Origin of the sequence: Rhodopila sp. (genome assembly GCF_035548235.1) — a bacterium.
Taxonomy (GTDB): Bacteria; Pseudomonadota; Alphaproteobacteria; order Acetobacterales; family Acetobacteraceae; genus Rhodopila.
Genome location: NZ_DASZTJ010000213.1, coordinates 1 through 24,021 on the forward strand (window position 1 = coordinate 1; position 24,021 = coordinate 24,021).

Annotated in this window: 19 protein-coding genes; 15 read left to right on the forward strand and 4 right to left on the reverse strand. The window is 68.3% G+C overall.

Annotated elements, in window-relative coordinates; translation table 11 throughout:
• The coding region (locus VHB27_RS17435; protein ID WP_325602804.1) for a hypothetical protein at positions 1–282 on the reverse strand (282 nt) is incomplete at its 3' end.
• Between VHB27_RS17435 and VHB27_RS17440 the strand changes: the two genes are divergently transcribed.
• The 3 genes from VHB27_RS17440 to VHB27_RS17450 all read left to right on the forward strand — a co-directional run bounded on the left by VHB27_RS17440 (position 169) and on the right by VHB27_RS17450 (position 5,476).
• Positions 169–1,572, forward strand: coding sequence for a sulfotransferase family protein (locus VHB27_RS17440; protein WP_408904019.1), 1,404 nt, complete (start codon positions 169–171; stop codon positions 1,570–1,572). The genes VHB27_RS17435 and VHB27_RS17440 overlap by 114 nt on opposite strands.
• A gap of 47 nt (positions 1,573–1,619) precedes the next feature.
• Positions 1,620–4,547, forward strand: coding sequence for a Hint domain-containing protein (locus VHB27_RS17445; RefSeq protein ID WP_325602808.1), 2,928 nt, complete (start codon positions 1,620–1,622; stop codon positions 4,545–4,547).
• 83 nt (positions 4,548–4,630) lie between these two features.
• Positions 4,631–5,476: an FTR1 family iron permease gene (locus tag VHB27_RS17450; RefSeq protein WP_325602810.1), complete on the forward strand. Its 846-nt coding sequence runs from the start codon at positions 4,631–4,633 to the stop codon at positions 5,474–5,476.
• A gap of 43 nt (positions 5,477–5,519) precedes the next feature.
• Here VHB27_RS17450 and acnA read toward each other — a convergent pair whose 3' ends face one another.
• Entirely contained in the window at positions 5,520–8,213 is a 2,694-nt protein-coding gene (acnA, locus tag VHB27_RS17455; protein ID WP_325602812.1) for an aconitate hydratase AcnA, read from the reverse strand.
• A gap of 144 nt (positions 8,214–8,357) precedes the next feature.
• Here acnA and ccmA point away from each other — a divergent pair, with 144 nt between their 5' ends.
• Positions 8,358–8,996, forward strand: a complete 639-nt coding sequence (gene ccmA, locus VHB27_RS17460; RefSeq protein WP_325602814.1) for a heme ABC exporter ATP-binding protein CcmA — start codon at positions 8,358–8,360, stop codon at positions 8,994–8,996.
• Positions 8,996–9,661, forward strand: a complete 666-nt coding sequence (gene ccmB / locus VHB27_RS17465; RefSeq protein ID WP_325602816.1) for a heme exporter protein CcmB — start codon at positions 8,996–8,998, stop codon at positions 9,659–9,661. The genes ccmA and ccmB overlap by 1 nt, the downstream gene beginning before the upstream one ends.
• A gap of 33 nt (positions 9,662–9,694) precedes the next feature.
• Here ccmB and mnmE read toward each other — a convergent pair whose 3' ends face one another.
• Entirely contained in the window at positions 9,695–10,984 is a 1,290-nt protein-coding gene (mnmE, locus tag VHB27_RS17470; protein WP_325602818.1) for a tRNA uridine-5-carboxymethylaminomethyl(34) synthesis GTPase MnmE, read from the reverse strand.
• Complete coding sequence (locus VHB27_RS17475; RefSeq protein ID WP_325602820.1) at positions 10,984–11,703, reverse strand: ArsR/SmtB family transcription factor; 720 nt, start codon at positions 11,701–11,703, stop codon at positions 10,984–10,986. Before VHB27_RS17475 ends, mnmE begins: the two co-directional genes overlap by 1 nt.
• Before the next feature lie 94 nt (positions 11,704–11,797).
• Here VHB27_RS17475 and hrpB point away from each other — a divergent pair, with 94 nt between their 5' ends.
• The 10 genes from hrpB to VHB27_RS17525 all read left to right on the forward strand — a co-directional run bounded on the left by hrpB (position 11,798) and on the right by VHB27_RS17525 (position 24,017).
• Positions 11,798–14,224 (forward strand): ATP-dependent helicase HrpB, encoded by a 2,427-nt coding sequence (gene hrpB, locus VHB27_RS17480; RefSeq protein WP_325602822.1) that lies wholly within the window; start codon positions 11,798–11,800, stop codon positions 14,222–14,224.
• Positions 14,225–14,373: 149 nt separating this feature from the next.
• Positions 14,374–15,456, forward strand: a complete 1,083-nt coding sequence (locus VHB27_RS17485; protein ID WP_325602824.1) for a trypsin-like peptidase domain-containing protein — start codon at positions 14,374–14,376, stop codon at positions 15,454–15,456.
• Positions 15,457–15,466: 10 nt separating this feature from the next.
• Positions 15,467–16,150, forward strand: a complete 684-nt coding sequence (locus tag VHB27_RS17490) for a response regulator transcription factor (protein ID WP_325602826.1) — start codon at positions 15,467–15,469, stop codon at positions 16,148–16,150.
• Between the two features lie 24 nt (positions 16,151–16,174).
• Complete coding sequence (locus VHB27_RS17495) at positions 16,175–17,596, forward strand: sensor histidine kinase (RefSeq protein WP_325602828.1); 1,422 nt, start codon at positions 16,175–16,177, stop codon at positions 17,594–17,596.
• 83 nt (positions 17,597–17,679) lie between these two features.
• The gene (locus tag VHB27_RS17500) at positions 17,680–17,991 is read left to right on the forward strand and encodes a hypothetical protein (protein ID WP_325602830.1); all 312 of its coding nucleotides are present in this window, start codon (positions 17,680–17,682) and stop codon (positions 17,989–17,991) included.
• Positions 17,992–18,116: 125 nt separating this feature from the next.
• On the forward strand, positions 18,117–18,623 hold the full coding sequence (locus tag VHB27_RS17505) for a formate dehydrogenase subunit gamma (protein WP_325602832.1): 507 nt from the start codon (positions 18,117–18,119) through the stop codon (positions 18,621–18,623).
• Positions 18,620–20,140 carry an NADH-ubiquinone oxidoreductase-F iron-sulfur binding region domain-containing protein gene (locus VHB27_RS17510; protein WP_413788633.1) on the forward strand — a complete coding sequence of 507 codons (1,521 nt, stop codon included), beginning with the start codon at positions 18,620–18,622 and terminating at the stop codon, positions 20,138–20,140. Before VHB27_RS17505 ends, VHB27_RS17510 begins: the two co-directional genes overlap by 4 nt.
• A gap of 14 nt (positions 20,141–20,154) precedes the next feature.
• Positions 20,155–22,998 (forward strand): formate dehydrogenase subunit alpha, encoded by a 2,844-nt coding sequence (gene fdhF, locus VHB27_RS17515; protein ID WP_325602836.1) that lies wholly within the window; start codon positions 20,155–20,157, stop codon positions 22,996–22,998.
• Positions 22,991–23,815, forward strand: a complete 825-nt coding sequence (gene fdhD, locus VHB27_RS17520) for a formate dehydrogenase accessory sulfurtransferase FdhD (RefSeq protein WP_325602838.1) — start codon at positions 22,991–22,993, stop codon at positions 23,813–23,815. Before fdhF ends, fdhD begins: the two co-directional genes overlap by 8 nt.
• Entirely contained in the window at positions 23,805–24,017 is a 213-nt protein-coding gene (locus VHB27_RS17525) for a formate dehydrogenase subunit delta (protein WP_325602840.1), read from the forward strand. Before fdhD ends, VHB27_RS17525 begins: the two co-directional genes overlap by 11 nt.
• Positions 24,018–24,021 lie beyond the last annotated feature (4 nt).

A 24,021-nucleotide genomic window follows, 5' to 3' on the forward strand; every position in this document is an offset into this window, starting at 1 on the left:
ACACTCGGCCTTGCCTATCTCGGCGGCGATTTCTTCGTCCGTGCCGCCGAGTGCTTCCAGGCCGCCACGCGCCTCGCCCCGGATTTCGCCGATGCCTGGGTGAACCTGGGCGTCGCCCGATACCGCGCCGGCCAGATCGAACCGGCGAAGGACGCCATGCGCGCCGCGTTGCGGGCCGACCCGGGCAATGTCGCCGCACGCACCAACCTCGCCACCTTTCTCCGTCTGACCGGACACGGCGAGGCCGCCGAGACCATGCTGCGCGGCATTCTCGACACCCATCCGGACGCGGCGGCGGCACGTATCAACCTCGCGGCCGACCTGATGCGGGAAAACCGGTCGGCCGAGGCCCTCGCCCTGCTCGACCGGCCGCCGCCCGAGGATGCGGAAACCGCGCAACACTGGCGACTGCAACAGATCCTGGCGCTCATCCGGCTCAACCGGGCCGGCGAGGCGCGCGTGCTGACCGATACGCTGGGCCCGGTGCCGCCCGCGCTACAGCCGCTGCTGGAATGGCGCCAGGCCCTGTCGGCCCTCGCCGACCGCGACGCCGCGACGGCCACAGAGCACGCCAGGCGCATGGAGGCGGCACTGGAAGCGATGCCGTCGATGCTGCCGGAGCACCGCATCATGGGTCACTACGACCTGGCGAAGTTCTGGTCGCTTTTGCAATCACCCGATCGTGCGATCAGGCACTGGACGGAAGGCCACCGGCTTCTCTCACGCTTCCAGCCATTCTCGCGTGAAGCCTACAGGGCCTTCGTCGACGCCAGCATCGCAGCATTCGACGCGGCCTGCCTCGCCCCGTCGCGCGCCGCCGCCAACCGGGACGGGACACCCGTCTTCGTCATCGGCATGCCGCGCTCAGGCACCACGCTGATCGAGCAGATCCTGCATGCCCACGCTGACGTCCACGGCGCGGGCGAACGTTCCGAACTGGGCATGGTCTTCTCCGAACTCGGTGGCGCGGCCGAGACGCCGGGGGCGGTGCGACGGATCGCCTCGCTCGACTCGCGCTCGCTTGATCCGGTGGCGGACCGTTATCTGGCGGCGCTGCATGCCCTGGCGCCGGCTGCGCACCGGATCGTCGATAAAATGCCGGGGAATTTCCGATATCTCGGCCTGGTGGCGCGGCTGCTTCCGAACGCGCGCATCATCGCCTGTGAGCGGGATCCGCGCGACATCGGGTTTTCGATTTTCACTTTTCGTTTCTTCGGCGCGCACCCCTATGCGCATGACCTGTCGGACCTCGGCTGGTATATCGGCCAGCACGACCGGCTGATGGCCCATTGGCGGCGCGTGCTACCCAATCCGATCCTGACCGTCCGATTGCAGGACTGGGTCGATGACTTCAACGCCACGTTGCATCGTACGCTCAACTTTCTAGATTTGCCCTATGATCCCGCCTGCGAACACTTCCACGAAGTAGAGCGCCGCGTGCGCACCGTCAGCCGTGAACAGGTACGCCAACCGATTCATGCACGCGGCATCGGCCGATGGCGTGAATACGAGCAAAGCCTGGCCCCATTGATCGCGGCGCTGCGGGAAGAAAATGTCCTGAAAGACACTTGAACAAAACGATCCGTACTCGCACAAATACCCTAAAACGGGGAACGACGATGAGCGGTACGGCGAACGACCTGACCACCCTCAATCAGCAGATCGCGGATGCCGAGGCGCTGACCTCCGGCACCTACGTGATCACGCTGGCGTCCGATATCGATTATTCGGTGGCGATCGCACCGATCGAACTCAACAGCGGCGTTACGCTGGTCATTGACGGTGGCGGCCACACGCTGAATGCCGGCGGCGCGGCCGACGGACTGGAAGTGCTCCAGGGCATCGTCGACGTCGACGACCTGACGATCGAGAACGCCGTTGCCCAAGGCGTCAGCGGCGCGATCGGCGGTGGCGGGGGCGCGGGGCTCGGTGGCGGCCTGTTCGTGGGCGCCGCCGCGCAGGTCACGCTGAACACCGTCACGTTCCTGAACGACTCCGCGGTCGGCGGCAACGGCGGCAACGGCGGCAACGGCATGCCCGGCGGAGCGGATGGGGCCGATGGCGCGACCGGCGAGGCCGGCGAGCCAGGCGGCCCGGGTACGGGAGCGATCGGCGTGCAGCTTCCCTCGCCGAACGGTGGGCTTGGCGGAGGGGGCGGCACCGGCGGTATCGGCGGGTTGGGCGGCGCGGGCGGCAAAGGCGCATCCGACGGATCCGGCGGCCAGGGTATCGATGGGATCGGCACCGGCGGCGATGGCGGCATCGGCGGCACGGGTGGACGGCCTGGCCAAACCCTGATCGGGACGATCGGCTTCGGCGGCGCCGAAGGATCGGGCGGCAATCCCTTCGCCGGTCCCCTGGACGGCGGCAGTGGCGGGATCGGCGACGATGGCGGTAGCGGCCAGGCGGGTCAGCCGGGCAAGGATGGCGGCGACGCCGGCAACACGAGTGGCTTCGGCGGCGGGGGCGGCGGCGGTGGGGGCGGCGGCGGCGGCGCGGGCGGCCATGGCGGCAACGGCGGGGGTGGCGGAGGGGGCGGCGGCGGCGGTTCGGGCGGGACGACGGGCGCCGGTGGCGGCACGCCGACCTTCACGCCGGGAAGTGGCGGGTTCGGTGGCAGCGGCGGTGCGGGTGGCGACGGCAGTGAGGGCGCCGAAGGCGGCAAGGGTGGCGCCGGTGGTCAGGGTGGCTTCGGTGGCGGCGGGGGAGGCGATGGCGGAGACGGCGAAACCGGCATGACCGGAACCGCCGGCAGTCCCGGCCAGGATGGCTCCGGCGGCAATGATGGTTCGTTCGGCTCGCCTGGCTCCGGCGGCCATGGCGGCGCCGGTGGTTCGGGTGGTTCGGGCGGCAGCGGCGGGAATGGCGGGAAGGGTGGCGCCGGCGGCGGCGGTGGTGGCGGACTCGGCGCCGGCGGCGACATCTTCGTCGCCCAAGGGGGCCAACTGATCATCGATGGCGGTGGATTGGCGAACGGCGCGGTGTTCGGCGGCGCAGGCGGAGCGGCATCGACTCCCGCCAATGCCGGCGATGCCGGCAGCGCCTTTGGCGCCGGCATCTTCATCATGGGCAATCAGACTGTCACGCTTGGCGCACTGTCCGGCCAAACGCTGATCGTGTCCGACCAGATCTCCGATCAGTCGGGATCCGATCCGACGGATCAGTTCGGCCTTCCGGGTTCGGGCGCGCTGCGGATCGATGCCCAAGGAACCGTGGACCTTGCCGCCACCAACGATTTCGTCGGCGGCATCACACTCCAGTCCGGGGTTCTGGTGCTGTCAGCGACAGGCGCGGCTGGCTCCGGCCCGATCACTTTCGCGACCGCGTCGGACCCCGAGTTGCGCTTCGCCGAGACAGATGTGCCGACGAACCCGATCGAGAACTTCACGCAGGGCGACACGATTGCGATCACCGGCTTTGTCGCGACCGGCCACGATTATGGCGACAACACGCTGACGCTGACCAACGGGTCCGGCACGGTCACGTTGCAACTGCCCGGGGTGAACCCTGGCGACCTCACCGTGACGTCCGATCCGACCAACGACCTGACCACCATCACCTCGAACGCTGTGCCCTGCTTCCTGCCCGGCACGCTGATTGCGACGCCGTCGGGCGAAGTGCCAGTCGAGAAACTGGCGGTCGGGGACGTCGTCACGACGCTTTCGAACGCAACCCGGCCGGTCAGGTGGATCGGCCATGGCCGAGCACTCGCCGTCCGAGGGCGGCGCAACGCGGCGACGCCCGTCATCATCCGCAAGGGTGCGTTGGCGGACAATGTCCCGCACCGGGACCTGCGGGTGACGAAAGGCCACTCCCTCTACCTGGATGGCGTGCTGGTCCCGGCCGAGTTCCTGGTCAACCACCGCTCCGTGCTGTGGGACGACCATGCGCAGGAGATCGAAGTCTTCCATGTCGAACTCGACGCCCATGACGTGCTGATCGCCGATGGCGCCGCAGCGGAAAGCTATCGCGACGACGGCAATCGATGGCTGTTCCGCAACGCCAATCCGCGATGGGACGTGACACCGGAACCTGCGTGCGCGCCGGTGTTGGCCGGCGGCCCGGCGGTTGACGCCTTGTGGCGCCGCATCCTCGATCGCGCGGGGCCGCGTCCGGGACTGGTCCTGACGGACGATCCCGACCTGCATCTGCTCGCCGATGGCGAGCGGATCGACGCCCTTTGGGTCGATGGGGACGCGGTCGCCTTCTTGCTCCCCACGGTTCCTTCGGCGCTGGCCATCGTCTCGCGCGCTGCTGCACCGCAGGAGATCGGCCTCGCACGCGACCCGCGCTTGCTGGGCGTGGCGATCCGCCGGATCGAAGTGCGCCAACGCACGCACCACGCCGTTCTGCGGGCCGAAGACCCAAGGCTGGCCGATGGGTTCCACGGCTATGAGCCTGAAGCGGCGATACGCTGGACCGATGGTCATGCGATGGTACCCGGCGCATTGTTTGACGGGTTCGATGGGCAGGTCCGGTTAACGGTGCATCTTGGGGGACGGAACCGGTACCGGGATGTGGGATCGCGCGTGCCGAGCGCCGCTTGATCTGAGTCCTTGCACTTCCCGGCGGTGACAGATACCTTCCAGTTATTGCGAGTCATTCGCAATTGTATGAGAAGGGCCCTCGCATGCTGGTCAGCATGATCATCGTCTTCCGGGAGGCCATGGAAGCCGGACTGATCGTCGGCATCGTCCTCGCGGCCACCGAGGGCGTGCCTCGCCGAGCCCGCTGGATCGCGGGCGGCCTTGCCGCCGGGGCGTTCGGCGCCGTCCTGGTGGCACTGTTCGCGACCTCTCTCTCCAGTGCCTTCGCAGGTTCGGGACAGGAAGTCTTCACCGCCGGCATCCTGGTGTTCGCCGTGGTCATGCTGACCTGGCACGTAGCCTGGATGTCCGGCCATGCCCGCGAATTGACGCGGGAGATGCAAGAGGTCGGCAATGCCGTGCGCCTTGGCCAACGCTCGCTGACCGCCCTCGCCGTCGTGGTTGCCGTCGCGGTGCTGCGGGAGGGGGCCGAGGTCGTCCTGTTCCTGTTCGGCATCGCCGCCGGATCGGCGACATCGGGGTTGAGCCTGGGCCTTGGGGGTCTTGCCGGCCTGGCGGCCGCAGCGGCGCTGTCATGGCTGCTGTATCGTGGCCTGGTGGCGATCCCGCTGAAGCGCCTGTTCGGGGTGACCAACGGGCTGATCGCATTGCTCGCCGCCGGGATGGCGGGCCAGGCGGCCGCGACGCTTCATTCCGCGGACCTGCTGCCGGGATGGGGCGAGCAGCTTTGGGACACGAGCGCCGTCCTCACCAACGACGGCTATCTCGGCCGCTCGCTGCACGCGCTGGTGGGCTATGAGGCGCAGCCATCCGGCATCCAACTCGCCGCCTGGGCCGGCACGCTGGCACTGCTGTTCGTCCTCAGCCGGGTGGCGAGCCGACCGCAACGGGGCGCGGCGGGGACTGCCGTCCCGGCCGCCGCGAAATAGGATCCGCGGCCGGCCTCGCCTCCGGGACCGGCCGCTGATGGAGTCAAGCCGCCTTGGCCATCCCACGCAGCACGTATTGCAGGATCCCGCCGTGCTGGTAGTACGCGACCTCGTCGACCGTATCGATCCGGCAAATGACCGGCACCGTGTCGACGGCGCCGTTCGGCCTGTGGATGACCAGGTTCACGTCCATCCGGGGCGTGATGGTGTCCAGGCCGGTGATGTCGATGATCTCCTCGCCGGTGATGCCCAGCGACTTGCGGTCCTGGCCCGGCTTGAAGACCAGCGGCAGCACGCCCATGCCCACCAGGTTGGAGCGGTGGATACGCTCGAAGCTTTCGACGATCACCGCCTTGACCCCCAGCAGGAACGTTCCCTTCGCCGCCCAGTCGCGCGACGAACCGGTGCCGTATTCCTTGCCGCCGAAGATGACCAGCGGCACGCCTTCTTTCTTATAGCGCATCGCCGCGTCGTAGATCGGCATCTGCTCCCCGCTGGGCAGGTGCCTGGTCATCCCGCCTTCGACGTTCGTCAGCATCTCGTTGCGGATACGGATGTTGGCGAAGGTGCCGCGCATCATGATCTCATGATTGCCGCGTCGCGCGCCATAGCTGTTGAAATTGGCCTGGGTGACCTGCCGCTCCAGCAGGTACTCGCCAGCCGGCGACGTCTTGCGGATCGACCCCGCCGGGCTGATGTGGTCGGTGGTGATCGAGTCGCCCAGTTCCGCAAGGATGCGGGCGCCCTTGACGTCGCCGACCGGCTTCGGCTCCATCGTGATGCCCTCGAAATAGGGCGGGTTCTTCACATAGGTCGAGCCGTCGGACCAGCGATAGGTAGCGCTGTCGCCTTCCACCTGGATCGCCTGCCACTGCTTCGGTCCCTTGAAGACCTCGCCATAGCGATGCAGGAACTGGTCGCGCGACAGGCTGGATGCGATCACATCGGCGATCTCCTTGTTCGTCGGCCAGATGTCCTTCAGGTAGACCGGCTTGCCGTCCGACCCGGTGCCCAGCGGCTCCGTGGTGATGTCGACCGATACTTTCCCCAACAGCGAGTAGGCGACGACCAGCGGCGGCGAGGCCAGGTAGTTCGCGCGGACATTGGCATGCACGCGGCCTTCGAAGTTGCGGTTGCCGGAGATGACCGCCGCGCCGACCAGCTTGTTGTCCTCGATCGCGTCGACGATCGCGTCGTCCAGCGGGCCGGAGTTGCCGATGCAGGTGGTGCAGCCATAACCGACGGTCTCGAAGCCCAGCGCGTCGAGGTCCTTCTGCAGGCCCGACTTCTCCAGGTATTCCGTCACCACCTGCGAACCGGGCGCCAGCGAGGTCTTCACCCAGGGCTTCGGCTTAAGCCCTTTGGCATTGGCCTTCTTCGCAACCAAGCCGGCCGCGACCAGCACCGACGGGTTGGAGGTATTGGTGCAGGAGGTGATGGCCGCGATCACCACGTCGCCGTGCGTCAGCTCGTAGTTCTTGCCTTCGACCGGCACCGACTTGCCGACGTCGTTGGCCGGCACGCCCAGCCCCTTGGTCAGGTCCGCCTTGAACGAGGTCGAGACGTCCTTCAGCAGGACGCGGTCCTGCGGCCGCTTCGGCCCCGCCATCGACGGCTGCACGGTGCCGAGGTCCAGTTCCAGCGTGTCGGTGAACACAGGGTCGGGCATGCCAGGCTCGCGGAACATGCCCTGGGCCTTCAGATACGCCTCGACCAGCGCGATGCGGTCGGTGTCGCGGCCCGACAGGCGCAGGTAGTCCAGCGCGATCTTGTCGACCGGGAAGAAGCCGCAGGTCGCGCCGTATTCCGGGGCCATGTTGCCGATCGTCGCGCGGTCCGGCAGACCCAGCTCATCCAGGCCGGGACCGAAGAACTCGACGAACTTGCCGACCACGCCCTTCTTGCGCAGCATCTGGGTGACGGTCAGCACCAGGTCGGTGGCCGTCGCGCCCTCGGGCAGCTTGCCGGTCAGGCGGAAGCCGATCACGTCGGGGATCAGCATGGCGATGGGCTGGCCAAGCATGGCGGCCTCGGCCTCGATGCCGCCGACGCCCCAGCCGAGGATGCCAAGGCCGTTCACCATCGTGGTGTGGCTGTCGGTGCCGTACAGCGTGTCCGGGTAGGCATAGGTCGTGCCGTTGTTCGTGGACGCCCAGACGCATTGGCCGAGATATTCCAGGTTCACCTGGTGGCAGATGCCGGTTCCGGGCGGGACGACGCGGAAATTGTCGAACGCTTCCTGTCCCCAGCGCAGGAAGCGGTACCGCTCCCCGTTCCGCTCGAACTCGATGTCGACGTTCTTCTGCAGAGCGTCCGGGCGGCCGTAGACGTCCACCATCACCGAGTGGTCGATCACCAGGTCGACCGGCACCAGCGGGTTCACCTTCGCCGGGTCGCCGCCGAGGCGGGTGATCCCGTCGCGCATCGCGGCGAGGTCGACGACCGCCGGAACGCCGGTGAAGTCCTGCATCAGGATGCGGGCGGGCTTGAACGGCACTTCCTTGGTCGAGGATGCCTTTTGCAGCCATTCGACGATCGCCTTGGCATCATCCACCTTGTAGCTACGCCCGTCCTCGAACCGCAGCACGTTCTCCAGCAGCACCTTCAGGCTGACCGGCAGGCGGGAGATGTCGCCCAGCGTCTTCGCCGCCTCGGGCAGCGAGAAATACGTGTAAGTCTGCCCGCCGGCTGACAGGGTTTTGCGCGTTTTCAGGGTGTCATGCCCGACGGCTGTCATGCGCTTGTTTCGCCCGTTGCGGGGGCGCCTCTGTTAGGGCGGCGGGGGTGGAGATCGCGCCGCGGATGAAATATTGACGAACGCCGGGCTTTAACCACACCCACCCAGACTCGTCCACCGGCCGACATGCAAGGGACTTATATCTTGGAAGGGCAGATTGCCACGGCGGGACCGGATAAATCTGGTTACGAAGTCCGCGCGGAAGACGTATCCGTCATGCGCGGCGAGCGGCTGGTACTCCGGAACCTGTCGCTGACGGTTGGATCGGGCGTGGCGATCGTCCTGACCGGACCGAACGGGTCGGGGAAGACGACCCTGTTGCGCGTGCTGGCGGGGCTGATCCGCCCGACTGCCGGGCGCGTTTCCTGGCGCGGCGGCAATCCCGGCAACGACGTCGCCGAACACGGCGAGCACGTCGCCTATGTCGGCCATCAGGACGCCGTCAAGCTGGGGCTGACGGTGACCGAGAACCTGAAATTCGCCGCCGCCGTCTCCCGCCGGCCGATCGAACGCGCCCTCGCCTGCCTCCGGCTGGAACCGCTCGCGGACCTGCCGGTGCGCCGCTTGTCCGCCGGGCAGCGGCGACGCCTTGCACTCAGCCGCCTGCTGCTGTCGAATGCGCCGCTCTGGCTGCTGGACGAACCGACGCTGGCCCTCGACGCCGGGTCGATCGACCGGTTCGGGACCATGCTGGCGGAGCACCGCCGCACGGGGGGCATGATCGTGGCGGCGACGCATGTCCCGCTGCCCCTGACCGACACAATCTCCTTCCAGCTCGGCTGATGCACATCTTCTGGGCTGTCGTGGCGCGTGACCTCCGCCTGTCGGTGCGGCATGGCGGAGACACGGTGGCCACGTTCCTGTTCTTCCTGGTCGCCGCGTCCTTGTTTCCGTTCGGAATCGGTCCGGAGCCGGAGACGCTGGGGCGGATCGCGCCGGGTGTCGTCTGGGTCTGCGCCCTGCTGGCGTCCCTGTTGCCGCTGGATCGGCTGTTCGGCGCCGATTTCGACGACGGATCGCTCGATCACCTGATGCTGTCGGGCCTGCCGGCCGCCGGCATCGTGGCCGCGAAGACGCTGGTGCATTGGATTTCGACCGGACTGCCCATGCTGCTGATGGCGGGGCCGGTTGCGATCATGCTGCGCATGCCGGAAGAGGCGATCCCGACGCTGCTTCTGGCGCTGCTGCCGGGCAGCCTCCTGCTCTCATCCTTCGGCGCCATGTGCGCCGCCGTGGTCCTTGGCGCTCGAAGGGCCGGGGTGTTGCTGCCGATCCTGGTGCTGCCGCTGGTCGTCCCGGTGCTGATCTTCGGCGCCGGGGCCGCGGATGCGGCCGCGAACGGAGTGTCGCCGCAATCGCATATCCTGCTGCTGACGGCGATGTGCCTGGCGGCGCTGCCGCTGTGTCCGCTGGCCGGCGGGGCGGGACTGCGGAACGCGGTGGGGTAAAGGAGCCTCCATTGAGGCATGGCCCGGGGAAACCTACTTCCCGATGCAGAACCGCGAAAACACCGTATCGAGAATGTCTTCCACCCCGACATGCCCGGTGATCCGCCCGAGCGCCCGCATCGCCAGACGCAGGTCCTCCCCGCGCAGTTCGGGCAATGCAGCCGCCTCGGCCATCGCAAGATGTGCCACCGCGTCCTGCAACGCCGCGCGGTGGCGGGCTTGCGTCAGCGGCGGGGGGCCGGCGGTTTCGGTGGCGTCCCGCGCGATGGCCGCCAGGCGGCGGCGCAACGCGTCCATCCCCTCGCCGGTCACGGCGCTGACCCGCATGGCGCCCCCGGGACCGGGGTGACCCAGATCGGCCTTGCTTGCGACCAGCAGCACGGAACCAGGCAACTCGGGCGCGGCATCTCCGGCCTCCACCAGGGCGATCACCAGGTCGGCTTCCTCGGCATGCGCCCTGGCGCGGCGGACGCCCTCGGCCTCGATCGGGTCGTCCGTTTCGCGCAAGCCGGCGGTGTCCACCAGCGTGACCGGGACGCCGCCCAGCGCCACGCGGGTCTCCAGCGCGTCGCGTGTCGTGCCGGGGATCGCCGAAACGATCGCCACCTCCCGCCCCGCCAAGGCGTTGATCAGGGTCGATTTGCCGACATTGGGCGCGCCGGTGATGGCGAACAGCAGTCCCTCGCGCAGCTTCTCGCCGCGATGGTCGTCGTCCAGGTGCGTTTCCATTTCCGCCCGCACGTCACGCAAGGTCGCCAGCAACTGCGCCTCCGCCTCCGGCGGCAGGTCTTCGTCGGGGAAATCGATCAGCGCTTCCTGGTACGCCAGCACGCCTTGCAACCGAGCGGCCCAGTCCTGGTAGAGCGCGCCGAGTTCGCCGGCCATCTGGCGGAGCGCCTGGCGGCGTTGCGCGTCGGTTTCCGCGCCGATCAAGTCGTGCACCGCCTCGGCCTGCACCAGGTCCAGCCGTCCGTTGAGGAATGCCCGGCGGGTAAATTCGCCCGGTTCGGCAGGGCGCAGACCGGCGACGACCAGGGCGGCGGCGACCCCTTCGATGACCGCTCGGCCGCCGTGAAGGTGCAATTCGGCGCTGTCCTCCCCGGTATAGGACCCTGGACCAGGCAGCCAAAGTACCAATGCCTGGTCCAGCAATGCGCCTTCGGCATCACGCAGTGCCCGCAGGCTGGCCTGGCGTGGCCGCGGCAGACGGCCGCCGCCTAGTCCTGCCAGGGCCGGCCCGGCGTCAGACCCGCTGATCCGCATGACCGCGATCGCGGACCGGACCGATCCCGAGGCCAGCGCGAAGATCGTATCCTCGGGCATTATGCCGCCGAGGCGCGTTCCGCCATCTCTATCGGCCCCACCGCCGCCGGCCAACTGGCGAAAGCCCGCTCGCCGGCCGGCGTGAACCGGACGATGCGGGTCCCGGGCAGGCGCGTTGCCCAGCCCGCGGCGAAGATGTGGTTCAGCAAGGCGGTGCCGAGGGAACCCGCGAGATGAGGCGTCCGTTCGCTCCAGTCGAGGCAGGAGCGACAGATCGGCCGTTTCGCCTGCCGCAATGCGCCGACATCGATGCCCACCCGGAAGAATTGCGCCTCCCCGGAGGGGGTCACCCGAATGTCGCCACCAGACAGGGCGATGGCGTTCGTGTCGCACAGGCGCGCGAACAGCGCGACGCCCAACTCCCCGGCCAGGTGGTCGTAGCAGACCCGCGCGCGGCGCAGCGCCGGGTCCTTGGGACCAAGGCGCGTCCGCGGACGATCCGTCAGTTCGGCGATGGTCATCAGCGATTCCAGTGCCGCGGCAATGTCCGGGTTGGCGAGCCGGTAGTAGCGATGTCGCCCCTGCTTGGCGACGGCCACGAGGCCGCCGTCGAGCAGCCGCGCAAGATGGCCGCTCGCGGTCGGGGCCGTCACGCCGGCCTCCAGTGCAAGTTCGTTGGCGGTCAGCGCCTGGCCGCCGATCAGCGCCGTCAGGATGTTGGCGCGAGCCGGGTCTCCAGCGAGAGCCGAGACCGTGGCGATGTTAGGTCCGTGCTTCATGGCGAGATCATAGCATGGTTTGGGGAGGCGGGTGCTTCGGCGAGGACCGAAGGATCGTGGTCCTCTTTCCGCGTCCTGTTATAATCGTCCTGCCGTGCCTCTTCCCACCCTCCCCGTCTCCGACGCGCTGCCTGCCCTCCTCGCCACCCTGGCCACCGGGCGCAACGCCGTCCTGGTCGCGCCGCCCGGCGCAGGGAAGACCACCATCGTGCCGCTCGCGCTGCTGGAGGCGGAACGGGATCCGGACCGCCGCATCCTGATGCTGGAGCCGCGCCGTCTCGCCACCCGCGCCGCCGCCACGCGCATGGCGTCCCTGATCGGCCAGCAAGTCGGCGGGACGGTCGGCTTCCAGACCCGGCTGGAGGGTGCGCGATCCGTCGAAACCAGGGTCGAGGTCATCACCGAGGGCCTGCTGCTGCGTCGCCTTCAGGCCGATCCCGGCCTGGAGGGTGTCGGCACTGTCATCCTGGACGAAGTCCACGAGCGTTCGCTGGAGTCCGACCTGGGGCTGGCGCTGTGCCTGGATCTTCAGCGCATGCTGCGCCCGGACCTGCGCCTGCTGGCCATGTCCGCCACGGCCGACGGCGCACGGCTCTCGGGCATGATGAATGCCGCGGTGATCGAGAGCGAGGGCCGGATGTTTCCGGTCTCCATCGAACAGGCGAAGCGCGACATCGCCCATATCCGCGACCTGCCCGACGCGGTGGCGCGCGCCATCCGCGAGGCACTGGCCGCGCATCAGGGCGACGTGCTGGCCTTCCTGCCCGGGATGGCGGAAATCCGCCGGACCCAATCCGCCTTGGACCGATGCGGCGCGCTGGTGCTGCCGCTGCACGGCGACCTGCCGCCGGCGGAGCAGGACCGCGCCCTGCGACCGGCCGAGACGCGGCGCGTCGTGCTGGCGACCTCGATCGCCGAAACCTCCCTGACCGTTCCCGGCGTGCGCATCGTCGTCGACGGCGGCTGGCGAAGGACGCCGCGGCTGGATCCGGCGACGGGCCTGACGCGGTTGACCACCGTCCGCATCTCCCGCGCCGCCGCGGACCAGCGGGCGGGACGCGCAGGCCGCGAGGCCCCCGGCGTCGCCATCCGCGTGTGGTCGCAGGCGCAGCACCGAGGCCTGCCGCCGTTCGACCGGCCGGAGATCCTGGAAGCGGAACTTTCCGGACTCGTGCTGGAATGCGCGGCCTGGGGCACGCCGCCCGGCGCGCTGGCGTTCCAGGACCCGCCGCCGTCCGGCGCGCTCGCCGCCGGTGCCGCGCTGCTGAAGGAGCTGGGCGCACTGGACGAGCAGGACCGCATCACCCAAGCCGGCCGCGACATGGTCCGCATCGGCGGCCATCCGAGGCTCGCCGCCATGATGCTGGCCGCCGCATCGCCCGGCGAAGCCGCACTGGCCGCCGACCTGGCGGCCTTGCTGGAGGAGCGCGACCCGCTGCGCCGCGCCGACGCCCCCGCCGATATCGGACTGCGGATGAACGCCATCGCGTTCGGCGCCGACGATGCCGATCGCGGCGCGCTGCATCGGATCCGCCAGACCGCCGAGCAGTATCGGCGCCGCATGCGCGTGCCGCGCGGGACGCAAGCCGATGGGGAGCCGGGTGCCCTGCTCGCCGCCGCGTTTCCCGACCGGATCGGCCAGCGCCGCGGCGAACCCGGTTCCTTTCGCCTGTCAGGCGGGGGCAGTGCGCGAATGCCGGTGACGGACCCGCTGGCGAAAGCGAACCTGCTGGTCGCCGCCGCCCTGGAACTCAAGGCCGCGTCGCGCATCCGCCTCGCCGCACCGCTCGATCCGGACCACCTGCCGCCGGTCCTGGCGGAGCGGGTGACGGAGCAGGTCGAGTCCGGCTTCGATCCGGTCACCGGCGGGGTCCTGTCCCGCCGCCGGCAGCGCCTGGGCACCCTGATCCTGTCCGACCGCATGGAGCAGGCCGACCCGGCCACCCTGGCCGCGGCATTGGCCGATGCCGTCGCCGCGCAGGACCTGCGCCCCTTGCCTTGGACCGACACCACCAGGCAGCTCCAGGCTCGGGTTGCCCTGATGCGCGACCTGGAACCCGAGGCAGGCTGGCCGGACCTGAGCGACGCGGCACTGAAGGCCGGCATCCGGGATTGGTTGCCACCCTATTTGAGCGGCCTGACACGGCTGGCCGACCTGTCCAAGCTGGACCTCCATGCGATCCTGCGTGGGCTGATGGCGTGGGAGATGACGGCGCGGCTCGATCGCGCGCTGCCGACGCATCTGCCGCTGGAGGGTGGCCGCGCGCTGATCGATTACACCGAACAGCCGCCCATCGCCTCGGCCAAGGCGCAAGCCTTCTATGGCATGGCGGCGACGCCCCTGCTGGCGGAGGGTCGCGTGACGCTGCGCCTCGCCTTGCTGTCGCCCGCCGGCCGGCCGATCGCGATCACCGCCGACCTCGCCGGGTTCTGGAAAAACGCCTGGGCGGATGCCAGACGCGACATGCGGGGGCGCTATCCCAAGCACAATTGGCCGGAAAACGGCGCGAATCCCGGGTGATTCGATTAAGAATGCGCAATACGCCGCGCTTGTTACAACACCGTGCGGATGCCATCTGTTACCGAGTGCCTGACGCACGGAGAATCCATGTCCGCCGCCCTTTTTTCTTCGATCGCATATTTGCCGGCCCCGTTCGCGGCGGCCATGGCATGACCATGACCAGTCTTCAGCGGCTGCCGCTTTCCGCCCTGCGCGCCGCCATGCTGGGCACGCTGCTCGCCTTGGGCGCATGCTCGATGTCCGGCGCGCATGCCCGCTCCGCCCCCGACAGCTTCTCTCCGCTCGTGAAGAAGGTGCTGCCGTCGGTGGTCAACATCGCGGTCACCGAGACCCTCACCGGCGGTGACGTCGCCAACGACATCCCGCCCGAGCTGAGGGACACCCCGCTGGGGCGGGAGTTCCGGCGCCGCTTCGGCAACAAGCCGGAACAAGTGGCGGGCGCGGGATCGGGGTTCGTGATCGACCCGTCGGGGATCATCGTCACCAACAACCACGTGGTGGACCGGGCCGACAAGATCGTGGTCTCGCTCTCCGACGGACGGCAATTGCCCGCCAAGGTGATCGGCCGCGACGAACTGACGGACGTCGCGGTGATCAAGGTCCAGGCGAACCAGACGCTGCCCAGCGTCTCATGGGGCGACAGCCGGAAGGCCGAGGTCGGGGACTGGATCCTGGCGGCCGGCAACCCGTTCGGCCTGGGCGGATCCGTGTCGGTCGGCATCATCTCGGCCGAAGGCCGCGACCTCGGGTCCGGACCGTTCGACAACTTCCTGCAGCTCGACGCGCCGATCAATCCCGGCAACTCGGGTGGCCCGGTGTTCGACATGGAAGGTCAGGTGATCGGCGTCACCTCGGTCATCGTGTCGCCGACCGGCGCGTCGGTGGGCATCGGCTTCGCGATCCCCAGCGACACGGTCAGCCGGGTCGTCGCGCAACTGATCGCGCATGGCTCGATCGAGCGCGGCTGGCTGGGCGTGTCGGTCGACGACCGCACCGGCGGCGTGGTGATCGCGACCGAGGATCCCAAAGGTCCGGCGGCGCAGGCCGGCATCCGGCGCGGCGACACGGTCGTCGCGGTGAACGGCGAGCACATCGACAGCTCCCGCGGGTTGATCCGAGCGGTCGCGAGCGTGACGCCCGGGCATACGGTGCGGGTCACGGTGAATCGCAAGGGCCAGGCGATGGATTTTTCCGTCACGGTCGGCCGCAGGCCCACCGAACAACAAGGTTGAGGAGAACATCATGCGCATCCTGGTGGTCGAGGACGACAAGGACGTTGCGGGTTTCGTCGTGCGAGGCCTGCGCGAAGCCGGGCATGTCGTAGAGCACGCCGACAATGGCCGCGACGGGTTGTTCATGGCGGCCAGCGAAACGTTCGACGCGGTCATCCTGGACCGCATGTTGCCTGGCGGGATCGACGGCCTGAAAATCCTGGAAACGCTGCGCGCGCAGAAGAATACGGTGCCGGTGCTGATCCTCTCGGCGCTGGCCGAGGTAGACGATCGGGTGAAGGGCCTGAAGGCCGGCAGCGACGACTACCTGACCAAACCCTTCGCCTTCGCCGAACTGCTGGCGCGGGTCGAGGCTCTGGCGCGGCGCGGCAAGGGCGACGGACCGGTCACCAAGCTGGTGGTCGAGGACCTGGAACTCGACCTTCTGTCACGGCAGGTGAAGCGGGCCGGGCAGAAAATCGACTTGCAGCCGCGAGAGTTCCGCCTGCTGGAATACCTGATGCGCCATGCAGGCCAGGTCGTCACCCGCACCATGCTGCTGGAGGGCGTATGGGACTACCACTTCGACCCGCAGACCAACGTGATCGACGTCCATGTGTCGCGGCTGCGCCAGAAAGTCGACAAGCCGTTCCCGACCGGGTTGATCCATACCGTCCGTAATGCCGGCTACATGTTGCGGGCAGAGCAGCCGTAGTAGTATCGGCTAGATGGTGCATCGGTGATCGATCGGAGACTGTTCCGGTCCGCGAGTTTCCGCTTCGGCCTGATCTACGCCGTGCTGCTGGCGGCGAGTGCGACGGCCCTGGCCATGTTCCTTTGGTGGGCGACGGCGGGCCTGCTGGATCGGCAGACGGAAGCGGCGATCCGCGCGGACGCGCAAGGCCTGTCCGAACGCTGGGCTGAGGGCGGGCTGCCGGCGCTCGTCGTCACCATCGAGGACCGGCTGGCCCAGAACGTCGACGATGACGCCATCTATTTCCTGGCCGATCCGCAGATGCGCCGATTGGCGGGCAACCTACAGCGCTGGCCGGCGGATGTGACCGAGACCGGCGTCAGCTACGAATTCCCGGTGATGCGTGCGGGGATACGGTCGCTGGCGCATGTCCAGCGCTATGACCTGCCTGGCAACTTCCATCTGCTGATCGGCCGTGACGTGCAGGTGCGTGCCCAATTGCGCAAGATGCTGACCGACGCCCTGCTCTGGGCCGTCGTGGTGGTCGGCATGCTGGCCACCATCGGCGCCCTGGTCATTCGCAGCCTGTTCAACCGCACGCTGTCCAATATCTCGGCGACCACCGCGGCCATCGCGGGCGGCGACCTCGCCCAGCGCGTCCGGCTCTCGGGCCGAGGCGACGAGTTCGACCAGGTGGCGGAGGTGATCAACGACATGCTGGAGCGGATCGGCCGGCTGATGGACGGCGTGCGCGAGGTCTCCAACGCCATCGCCCACGACCTCCGCACCCCCATTACGCGCGCCCGCGCTCGGCTGGAGGACGCGGTGCTGCACGCCGCCACGACCGACGACCTGCGCGCCGCGATCGAACGGGCAACGATAGACCTGGATGGGATCGTCGCGGTGTTCCAGGCCTTGCTGCGGATCGCCGAGATCGAGGCCGGGTCACGCCGGTCATCCTTCACGCGCCTGGACCTGGTGCCCGTGCTGGACGATGTGACCGACCTGTACAGCGCCGTCGCCGAGGAGCGCGAGGTACGTCTCGAAACCGCATTGCCGGCCCAGGTCGCCGCCTATGGCGATCAGGCCCTGATCCAGCAGGCGGTGGCGAACTTGCTGGATAATGCAGTGAAGTTCTCGCCGCCCGGCGGGGTGGTCCGGCTTGCGGTCATCGTCGGCGACCAGATCTCCATCATCGTGATGGATGAGGGGCCGGGCATCCCGGCCGACGACCGGCAGCGGGCGACCGACCGGTTCTTCCGCGGCGAGACCGCCCGCAGCACGCCGGGTTCGGGGTTAGGCCTGTCTCTGGTGCTGGCGGTAGCGAACCTGCATGGCGGCGGGCTGCGGCTGGAGGACAACCACCCGGGCCTGCGGGTTGTGCTGACGCTGCCTCTGCCGGAAGATGCGGAATTGCGACGGGCCGCCAATATTTCTCAATCTAACGGCATTGTCACAACGCAATAAGGACAGGCGGCGCGCGGATGTGGCAGTCAATTCGCATGAAGTTGACGTTTGCCTTTCGGACCTCCGGTCCGCGATTTGGATATGTGGCTCTGTCCGGCGGGATGATCGCTTTCGCCGGTCTCACCGTGCCGAGCGGGCGCCTGAGCGCGGAGACGCGGCTGCAGCAGCCGCCGATGGAGGTCACGACGGACACGCCCGAATATTGCCGCCAGCTTGCCGATCGGGTGCGTGACCTGGTGGAGGTCGCGCCGGCCAAGCCGCCTCGGGAAGTCGACGACCTGTCGGCCGAGGGCCAGAAGATGTGCGACCATGGCCAGACCCGCGGCGGCATCCTGCGGCTGCGTCAGGCGTTGCTGTTGATGATGAAGCACGACGATCCGCCGGCGCAGCATTGAGGGTGTCGAGGACGCTGTTGCGATCGGAACAGGCAGCGTCAGCGCTTTCCGTCAGCGCATCACCGTTCTAGTCTCCGCTCCAGGCGGCCTCGCGGGTACGCGGGAATGTCGCCCGGAGGAAACAGATGGCGCATTATGAGCCATGGAACGCTGATCGGGCGGCATCGATCATCAAGGGTTTCGGCCCCGCCCAAGGGGCCGGCGGCGACGACCCGGAAACATCAGGCCAGACCCTGGCCCTGCCCATCCTGCACGCCCTGCAGCACACGTTCGGCTGCGTACCTGCCCACGCCGAACCGCTGATCGCGGCCCATCTGAACATCAGCCGCGCCGACGTCCACGGGATCGTTTCGTTCTATCATGAATTTCGCCGCACGCCTCCCGGCCGGCATACCCTGCGCCTCTGCCGCGCGGAGGCGTGCCAGTCCGTCGGGTCCGAGGCCGTCGCCGAGACGGTCCATGCCGTCCTGGGCATCGACTGGCACGACACGACCGCCAATGGTGCGGTGACGCTGGAACCGGTCTTCTGCCTCGGTCTCTGCGCCAGCGGGCCCGCGGCGCTGCTCGACGGCCAGCCGGTCGGCCGACTGACGGCAGAGCGGGCATGCGCGCTGTTGGGGGATTTATCGTGACCCGCGTTTTCGTTCCGCGGGACGCGGCCGCGCTGGCGGTCGGGGCCGATGCGGTGGCTGCGGCATTGGCGCCGCATGCTCAGGTCGTGCGGACCGGTTCCCGCGGGTTGTTCTGGCTGGAGCCGATGATCGAGGTGGAAACCCAATCCGGCCGCATCGCCTACGGTCCCGTCTCCGCGGCCGACATCCCCGCCCTTCTGGCGGCTGGCTTGCTGGAAGGGCACGCGACGGCGCACCGGCTCGGCAACCCTGCCGACATCCCGTTCCTCCGCCGCCAGAACCGCCTGACATTCGCCCGCTGCGGCGAGATCGACCCGCTGTCCTTCACCGACTATCGCGCCCATGGCGGCATGACCGGCTTGGACCGCGCGTACGCGGCGGGACCGGCGGCGACCGTGCAGACCGTGCTCGACTCCGGCCTGCGCGGCCGGGGCGGCGCGGGATTTCCTACCGGCATCAAATGGAAGACGGTGGCGGACGCAAAAGGGCCGCGCAAATACATCGTCTGCAACGCCGATGAAGGCGATTCCGGCACCTATGCTGACCGGATGCTGATGGAAGGCGACCCGTTCACGCTGATCGAGGGCATGGCGATCGCCGCTTTCGCCGTTGGCGCCGCGAAAGGCTACGTTTACACCCGCTCCGAATACCCCCATGCGATCGCTACCTTCGACGCCGCACTGGCCATCGCACGGCGGGAAGGCCTGTTGGGCGCCGGCTTCGACATCGAACAGCGGGTCGGCGGCGGCGCTTATGTCTGCGGCGAGGAAACCGCGCTGCTCGAAAGCCTGGAGGGCAAGCGCGGGCAGGTCAGGGCGAAACCGCCGCTGCCGGCCCATCAGGGCCTGTTCAGCCGGCCAACGGTGATCAACAACGTCGTCACCCTCGCCAGCGTGCCGGCCATCCTGCGTGACGGCGCCAAGGCGTATCACGCCCTAGGCTTCGGCCGCTCCCGTGGCACGATGCCGATCCAACTCGCGGGGAATGTCCGCAACGGCGGCCTGTTTGAGGTCGGCTTCGGCGTCACGCTGGGGGAACTGGTAAACGACATCGGCGGCGGCACCCGCTCTGGCCGTCCGGTACGGGCGGTGCAGGTCGGCGGTCCGCTGGGCGCCTATTTCCCCCCGTCCCTGTTCGACACGCCGTTCGACTACGAGGCCTTCGCCGCCAAGGACGGACTGATCGGCCATGGCGGCGTCGTCGTGTTCGACGACACGGTGGACATGGCCCGGATGGCACGCTTCGCCATGGAGTTCTGCGCCGCCGAGTCCTGCGGCAAATGCACCCCCTGCCGCATCGGGTCGGTGCGCGGGCGGGAGACGATCGAAAAGATCATCGCCGGGCACGAAGTCGACAGGAACCTCGAAGTGCTGCGCGATCTTTGCCATACGCTGAGGTTCGGATCACTCTGTGCCTTGGGCGGTTTCATCCCATATCCAGTGCTGAGCGCGCTGGAGCATTTCCCAGACGATTTCCGGCGGCTGGCCCATCCGGACGCCCGCCGGAACGCTGCGTAGAGGAGGAGTTGGACGTGCCTCTGTTGCAGGAGACCGACTACGGAACCCCGGCCGTCACCGAAGGCGAAGCCGTCACCCTCACCATCGACGGTCAGATGGTGTCGGTGCCGGCCGGCACCTCCATCATGCGCGCGGCGATGGAAGCTGGGATCAAGGTCCCCAAGCTCTGCGCCACCGACTCGCTGAACAGCTTTGGCAGTTGCCGCTTGTGCCTTGTGGAGATCGAGGGCCGTTCCGGCACGCCGGCGTCCTGCACCACGCCGGTTGCCCCCGGCATGGCGGTACACACGATTTCCGACAAGCTGCGCCGCCTGCGGCGGGGGGTGATGGAGCTTTACATCTCCGACCATCCGCTCGACTGCCTCACCTGCTCCGCCAACGGGAATTGCGAGTTGCAGACCGCGGCCGGAGAGGTCGGGCTGCGGGACGTGCGCTACGGCTACGAAGGTGCCAACCATCTGTCGGCCCCGGTCGACGCCTCCAATCCCTATTTCGATTTCGATCCGTCGAAATGCATCGTCTGCTCCCGTTGCGTGCGGGCCTGCGCCGAGGTGCAGGGCACGTTCGCGCTGACGATCCAGGGCCGCGGCTTTGAATCGAAAGTCGCGGCCGGCATGGATGAACCGTTCCTGACCAGCGAATGCGTCTCCTGCGGCGCCTGCGTCCAGGCCTGTCCGACCGCGACGCTGATGGAGAAATCCGTCGTCGAGATGGGACAGCCGGAACACAGCGCCGTTACGACATGCGCCTATTGCGGCGTGGGCTGCAGCTTCAAGGCGGAGATGCGGGGCGATCAGGTCGTGCGCATGGTGCCGTGGAAAGATGGCAAGGCCAATCATGGCCATTCCTGCGTCAAGGGCCGCTTCGCCTGGGGCTATGCCTCGCATCCGGACCGCATCCTCAAGCCCATGATGCGCGACAAGATCTCCGATCCCTGGCGGGAGACCACGTGGGACGAGGCGATCGCCCGCGTCGCCCGTGACTTCAAGCGCATCCAGGCCGAGCACGGGAAGGACTCGATCGGGGTCATCACCTCCTCGCGCTGCACCAATGAAGAGACCTACCTGGTGCAGAAGCTGGCGCGGGCGGCGTTCGGCAACAACAACACCGACACCTGCGCGCGCGTGTGCCACTCGCCGACCGGCTATGGGCTGAAGACGACATTCGGCACCTCGGCCGGCACGCAGGATTTCGACAGCATCGAGCATGCCGACGTGGTCATGGTCATCGGCGCCAATCCGACGGATGGTCATCCGGTCTTCGGGTCACGCCTGAAGCGGCGGCTGCGGCAAGGCGCGAAGCTGATCGTCGTCGATCCGCGCCGCATCGACCTGGTGCGCACGCCCCATGTCGCGGCGTCCTACCACCTGCCGCTGCGCCCCGGCACCAATGTCGCGGTACTGACCGCCATGGCGCATGTCATCGTGACCGAAGGCCTGGTGAACGAGGCCTTCGTGAAGGAACGCTGCGACATGCAGGCCTTCGCCGATTGGGCGGCGTTCGTGGCGGAGCCGCGCAACAGCCCCGAAGCCCTCGAATCCCACGCCCATGTCCCCGCCGCCCTGGTCCGCGGTGCCGCTCGGCTTTATGCCACGGGGGGGAACGGGGCGATCTATTACGGGCTGGGCGTGACCGAACACAGCCAGGGCAGCACCGCGGTCATGGCGATCGCGAACCTCGCGATGGCGACCGGCAATATCGGCCGGCCCGGCGTCGGGGTGAACCCGCTGCGCGGCCAGAACAACGTGCAGGGAAGCTGCGACATGGGCAGCTTCCCACACGAACTGCCGGGCTATCGCCACGTTGCCGACGATGGGGTCCGAGCGATCTATGAAAAGGAATGGGGCGTGGCGCTGGAACCCGAACCGGGCCTGCGCATCCCCAACATGCTGGACGCCGCCGTCGAGGGATCCTTCCGCGGCATATACATCCAGGGCGAGGACATCGTGCAGTCCGATCCCGACACCCAGCACGTCACCGCCGGCCTCGCGGCCATGGACTGCGTGGTGGTGCACGACCTGTTCCTGAACGAAACGGCCAATTACGCGCATGTCTTCCTGCCCGGCGCGACCTTCCTGGAAAAGGACGGCACGTTCATCAACGCCGAACGCCGCATCAACCGGGTGCGCAAGGTCATGGCGCCACGCACCGGCTTCGCGGACTGGGAGGTGACGCAGGCCATCTCCAACGCCATGGGCTATCCGATGCACTACACGCATCCGCGGGAGATCATGGCGGAGATCGCCCGCACCACACCGACCTTTGCCGGTGTCACCTACGAGAAGCTGGACGAGGAGTCGATCCAGTGGCCGTGCAACGGCGCCGCGCCGGACGGGACACCGGTGATGCACGTCAACGGCTTCGTCCGGGGCAAGGGCAATTTCGTCGTCACCGAGTACGTGCCGACCGACGAGAAGATCGGTCCGCGCTTCCCCCTTCTGCTGACGACCGGCCGGATCCTGTCGCAATACAATGTCGGCGCGCAGACCCGCCGGACCGCGAATGTCGTCTGGCATCAGGAGGATGTGCTGGAGATCCATCCGCACGACGCCCAGGAGCGTGGTCTGAACGAGGGTGACTGGGTACGGCTGCGCAGCCGTACCGGTGAGACGACGCTGCGCGCCCGCATCACCGACCGCGTCGCGCCCGGCGTCGTCTATACGACGTTCCATCACCCGATGACGCAGGCGAACGTGGTGACGACCGACTATTCCGACTGGGCGACGAACTGCCCGGAATACAAGGTGACCGCGGTGCAGGTCTCACCCTCGAACGGTCCCAGCGACTGGCAGGTCCGCTATACGGCGCTGGCGGCGCAGAGCCGGCGGATCGCCGAACCGGAAGACGCGGGTGACTGACGTCTCGATCCCGGTCGCACGGACGGCGTGGCGTGGCCATGCCTCGGTCGAGGGGGTTCGGCGTGTCGCCGAGGAAGCCCCTGTCGCGCTGACATACGGCCGAACGACGCATGCCGTGATGCTGGCGACTCCCGGCGACCTGGAAGATTTCGCCTACGGCTTCAGCCTCTCCGAGGGCATCATCGCGTCGCCCGCCGATGTCACGGCGCTGGAGGTCGTAACGGTCCGGGATGGGATCGAATTGCGCATGGACCTCGCCGGTGACCGGCAGGAGGCGCTGACGCGCCGGCAGCGGCACCTCGCCGGACCCAGCGGATGCGGGCTGTGCGGGCTGGACAGCTTGGCCGCCGCGATCCGCCCGGTCCCTCGGGTGCCGGCCGGTCCGACGCTGACAACGGGGACGATCGAGGCCGCGATGCGGTCGATGGTCCCGGCTCAGACGCTGAACGCCGACACCCATGCCGTCCACGCTGCGGCGTTCTGGACCCCGACACGGGGCCTTGTGGCATTGCGGGAGGATGTCGGGCGGCACAACGCGCTCGATAAGCTGGCGGGCGCGCTGGCACGTGCCGAAACTTCGGTCGACCATGGAATCGTGCTGCTGTCGAGCCGTATCTCAGTCGAAATGGTGCAGAAGGCGGCCACGCTGGGGGCGACGGTCGTCGCGGCCGTGTCGGCCCCGACGGCGCTGGCGATCCGGACGGCCGATGCCGCCGGGATCACCTTGATCGGCATCGTCCGGCCCGATGGTTTCGAGGTGTTCACCCACCCCGACCGCATCCAACAGGAACCGGTGGCGGAACGTCATGTCGCCTGAGAAGCTTGCCTACATGGCCAACCAGATCGGCCGGTTCTTCGCGTCGCAGAAAAGCCAGGAAGCGGTGGACGGGATCGCCGATCACCTGATCAAGTTCTGGGACCCGCGCATGCGACGGACGATCGTCTCCCATCTGGACGATGGGACGATGCAACTCGACCCGCTGGTGCGGCAGGCGGTGGAGCGGCTGCGGACACCCTGAACGG

What these genes read in the sequence shown, in the direction of transcription:
- VHB27_RS17445 (WP_325602808.1), top strand. Translation starts at nt 1,620, where the DNA reads ATGAGCGGTACGGCGAACGACCTGACCACCCTCAATCAGCAGATCGCG.
- VHB27_RS17450 (WP_325602810.1), top strand. Translation starts at nt 4,631, where the DNA reads ATGCTGGTCAGCATGATCATCGTCTTCCGGGAGGCCATGGAAGCCGGA.
- acnA (WP_325602812.1), bottom strand. Translation starts at nt 8,213, where the DNA reads ATGACAGCCGTCGGGCATGACACCCTGAAAACGCGCAAAACCCTGTCA.
- ccmB (WP_325602816.1), top strand. Translation starts at nt 8,996, where the DNA reads ATGCACATCTTCTGGGCTGTCGTGGCGCGTGACCTCCGCCTGTCGGTG.
- mnmE (WP_325602818.1), bottom strand. Translation starts at nt 10,984, where the DNA reads ATGCCCGAGGATACGATCTTCGCGCTGGCCTCGGGATCGGTCCGGTCC.
- VHB27_RS17475 (WP_325602820.1), bottom strand. Translation starts at nt 11,703, where the DNA reads ATGAAGCACGGACCTAACATCGCCACGGTCTCGGCTCTCGCTGGAGAC.
- VHB27_RS17485 (WP_325602824.1), top strand. Translation starts at nt 14,374, where the DNA reads ATGACCATGACCAGTCTTCAGCGGCTGCCGCTTTCCGCCCTGCGCGCC.
- VHB27_RS17490 (WP_325602826.1), top strand. Translation starts at nt 15,467, where the DNA reads ATGCGCATCCTGGTGGTCGAGGACGACAAGGACGTTGCGGGTTTCGTC.
- VHB27_RS17505 (WP_325602832.1), top strand. Translation starts at nt 18,117, where the DNA reads ATGGCGCATTATGAGCCATGGAACGCTGATCGGGCGGCATCGATCATC.
- VHB27_RS17525 (WP_325602840.1), top strand. Translation starts at nt 23,805, where the DNA reads ATGTCGCCTGAGAAGCTTGCCTACATGGCCAACCAGATCGGCCGGTTC.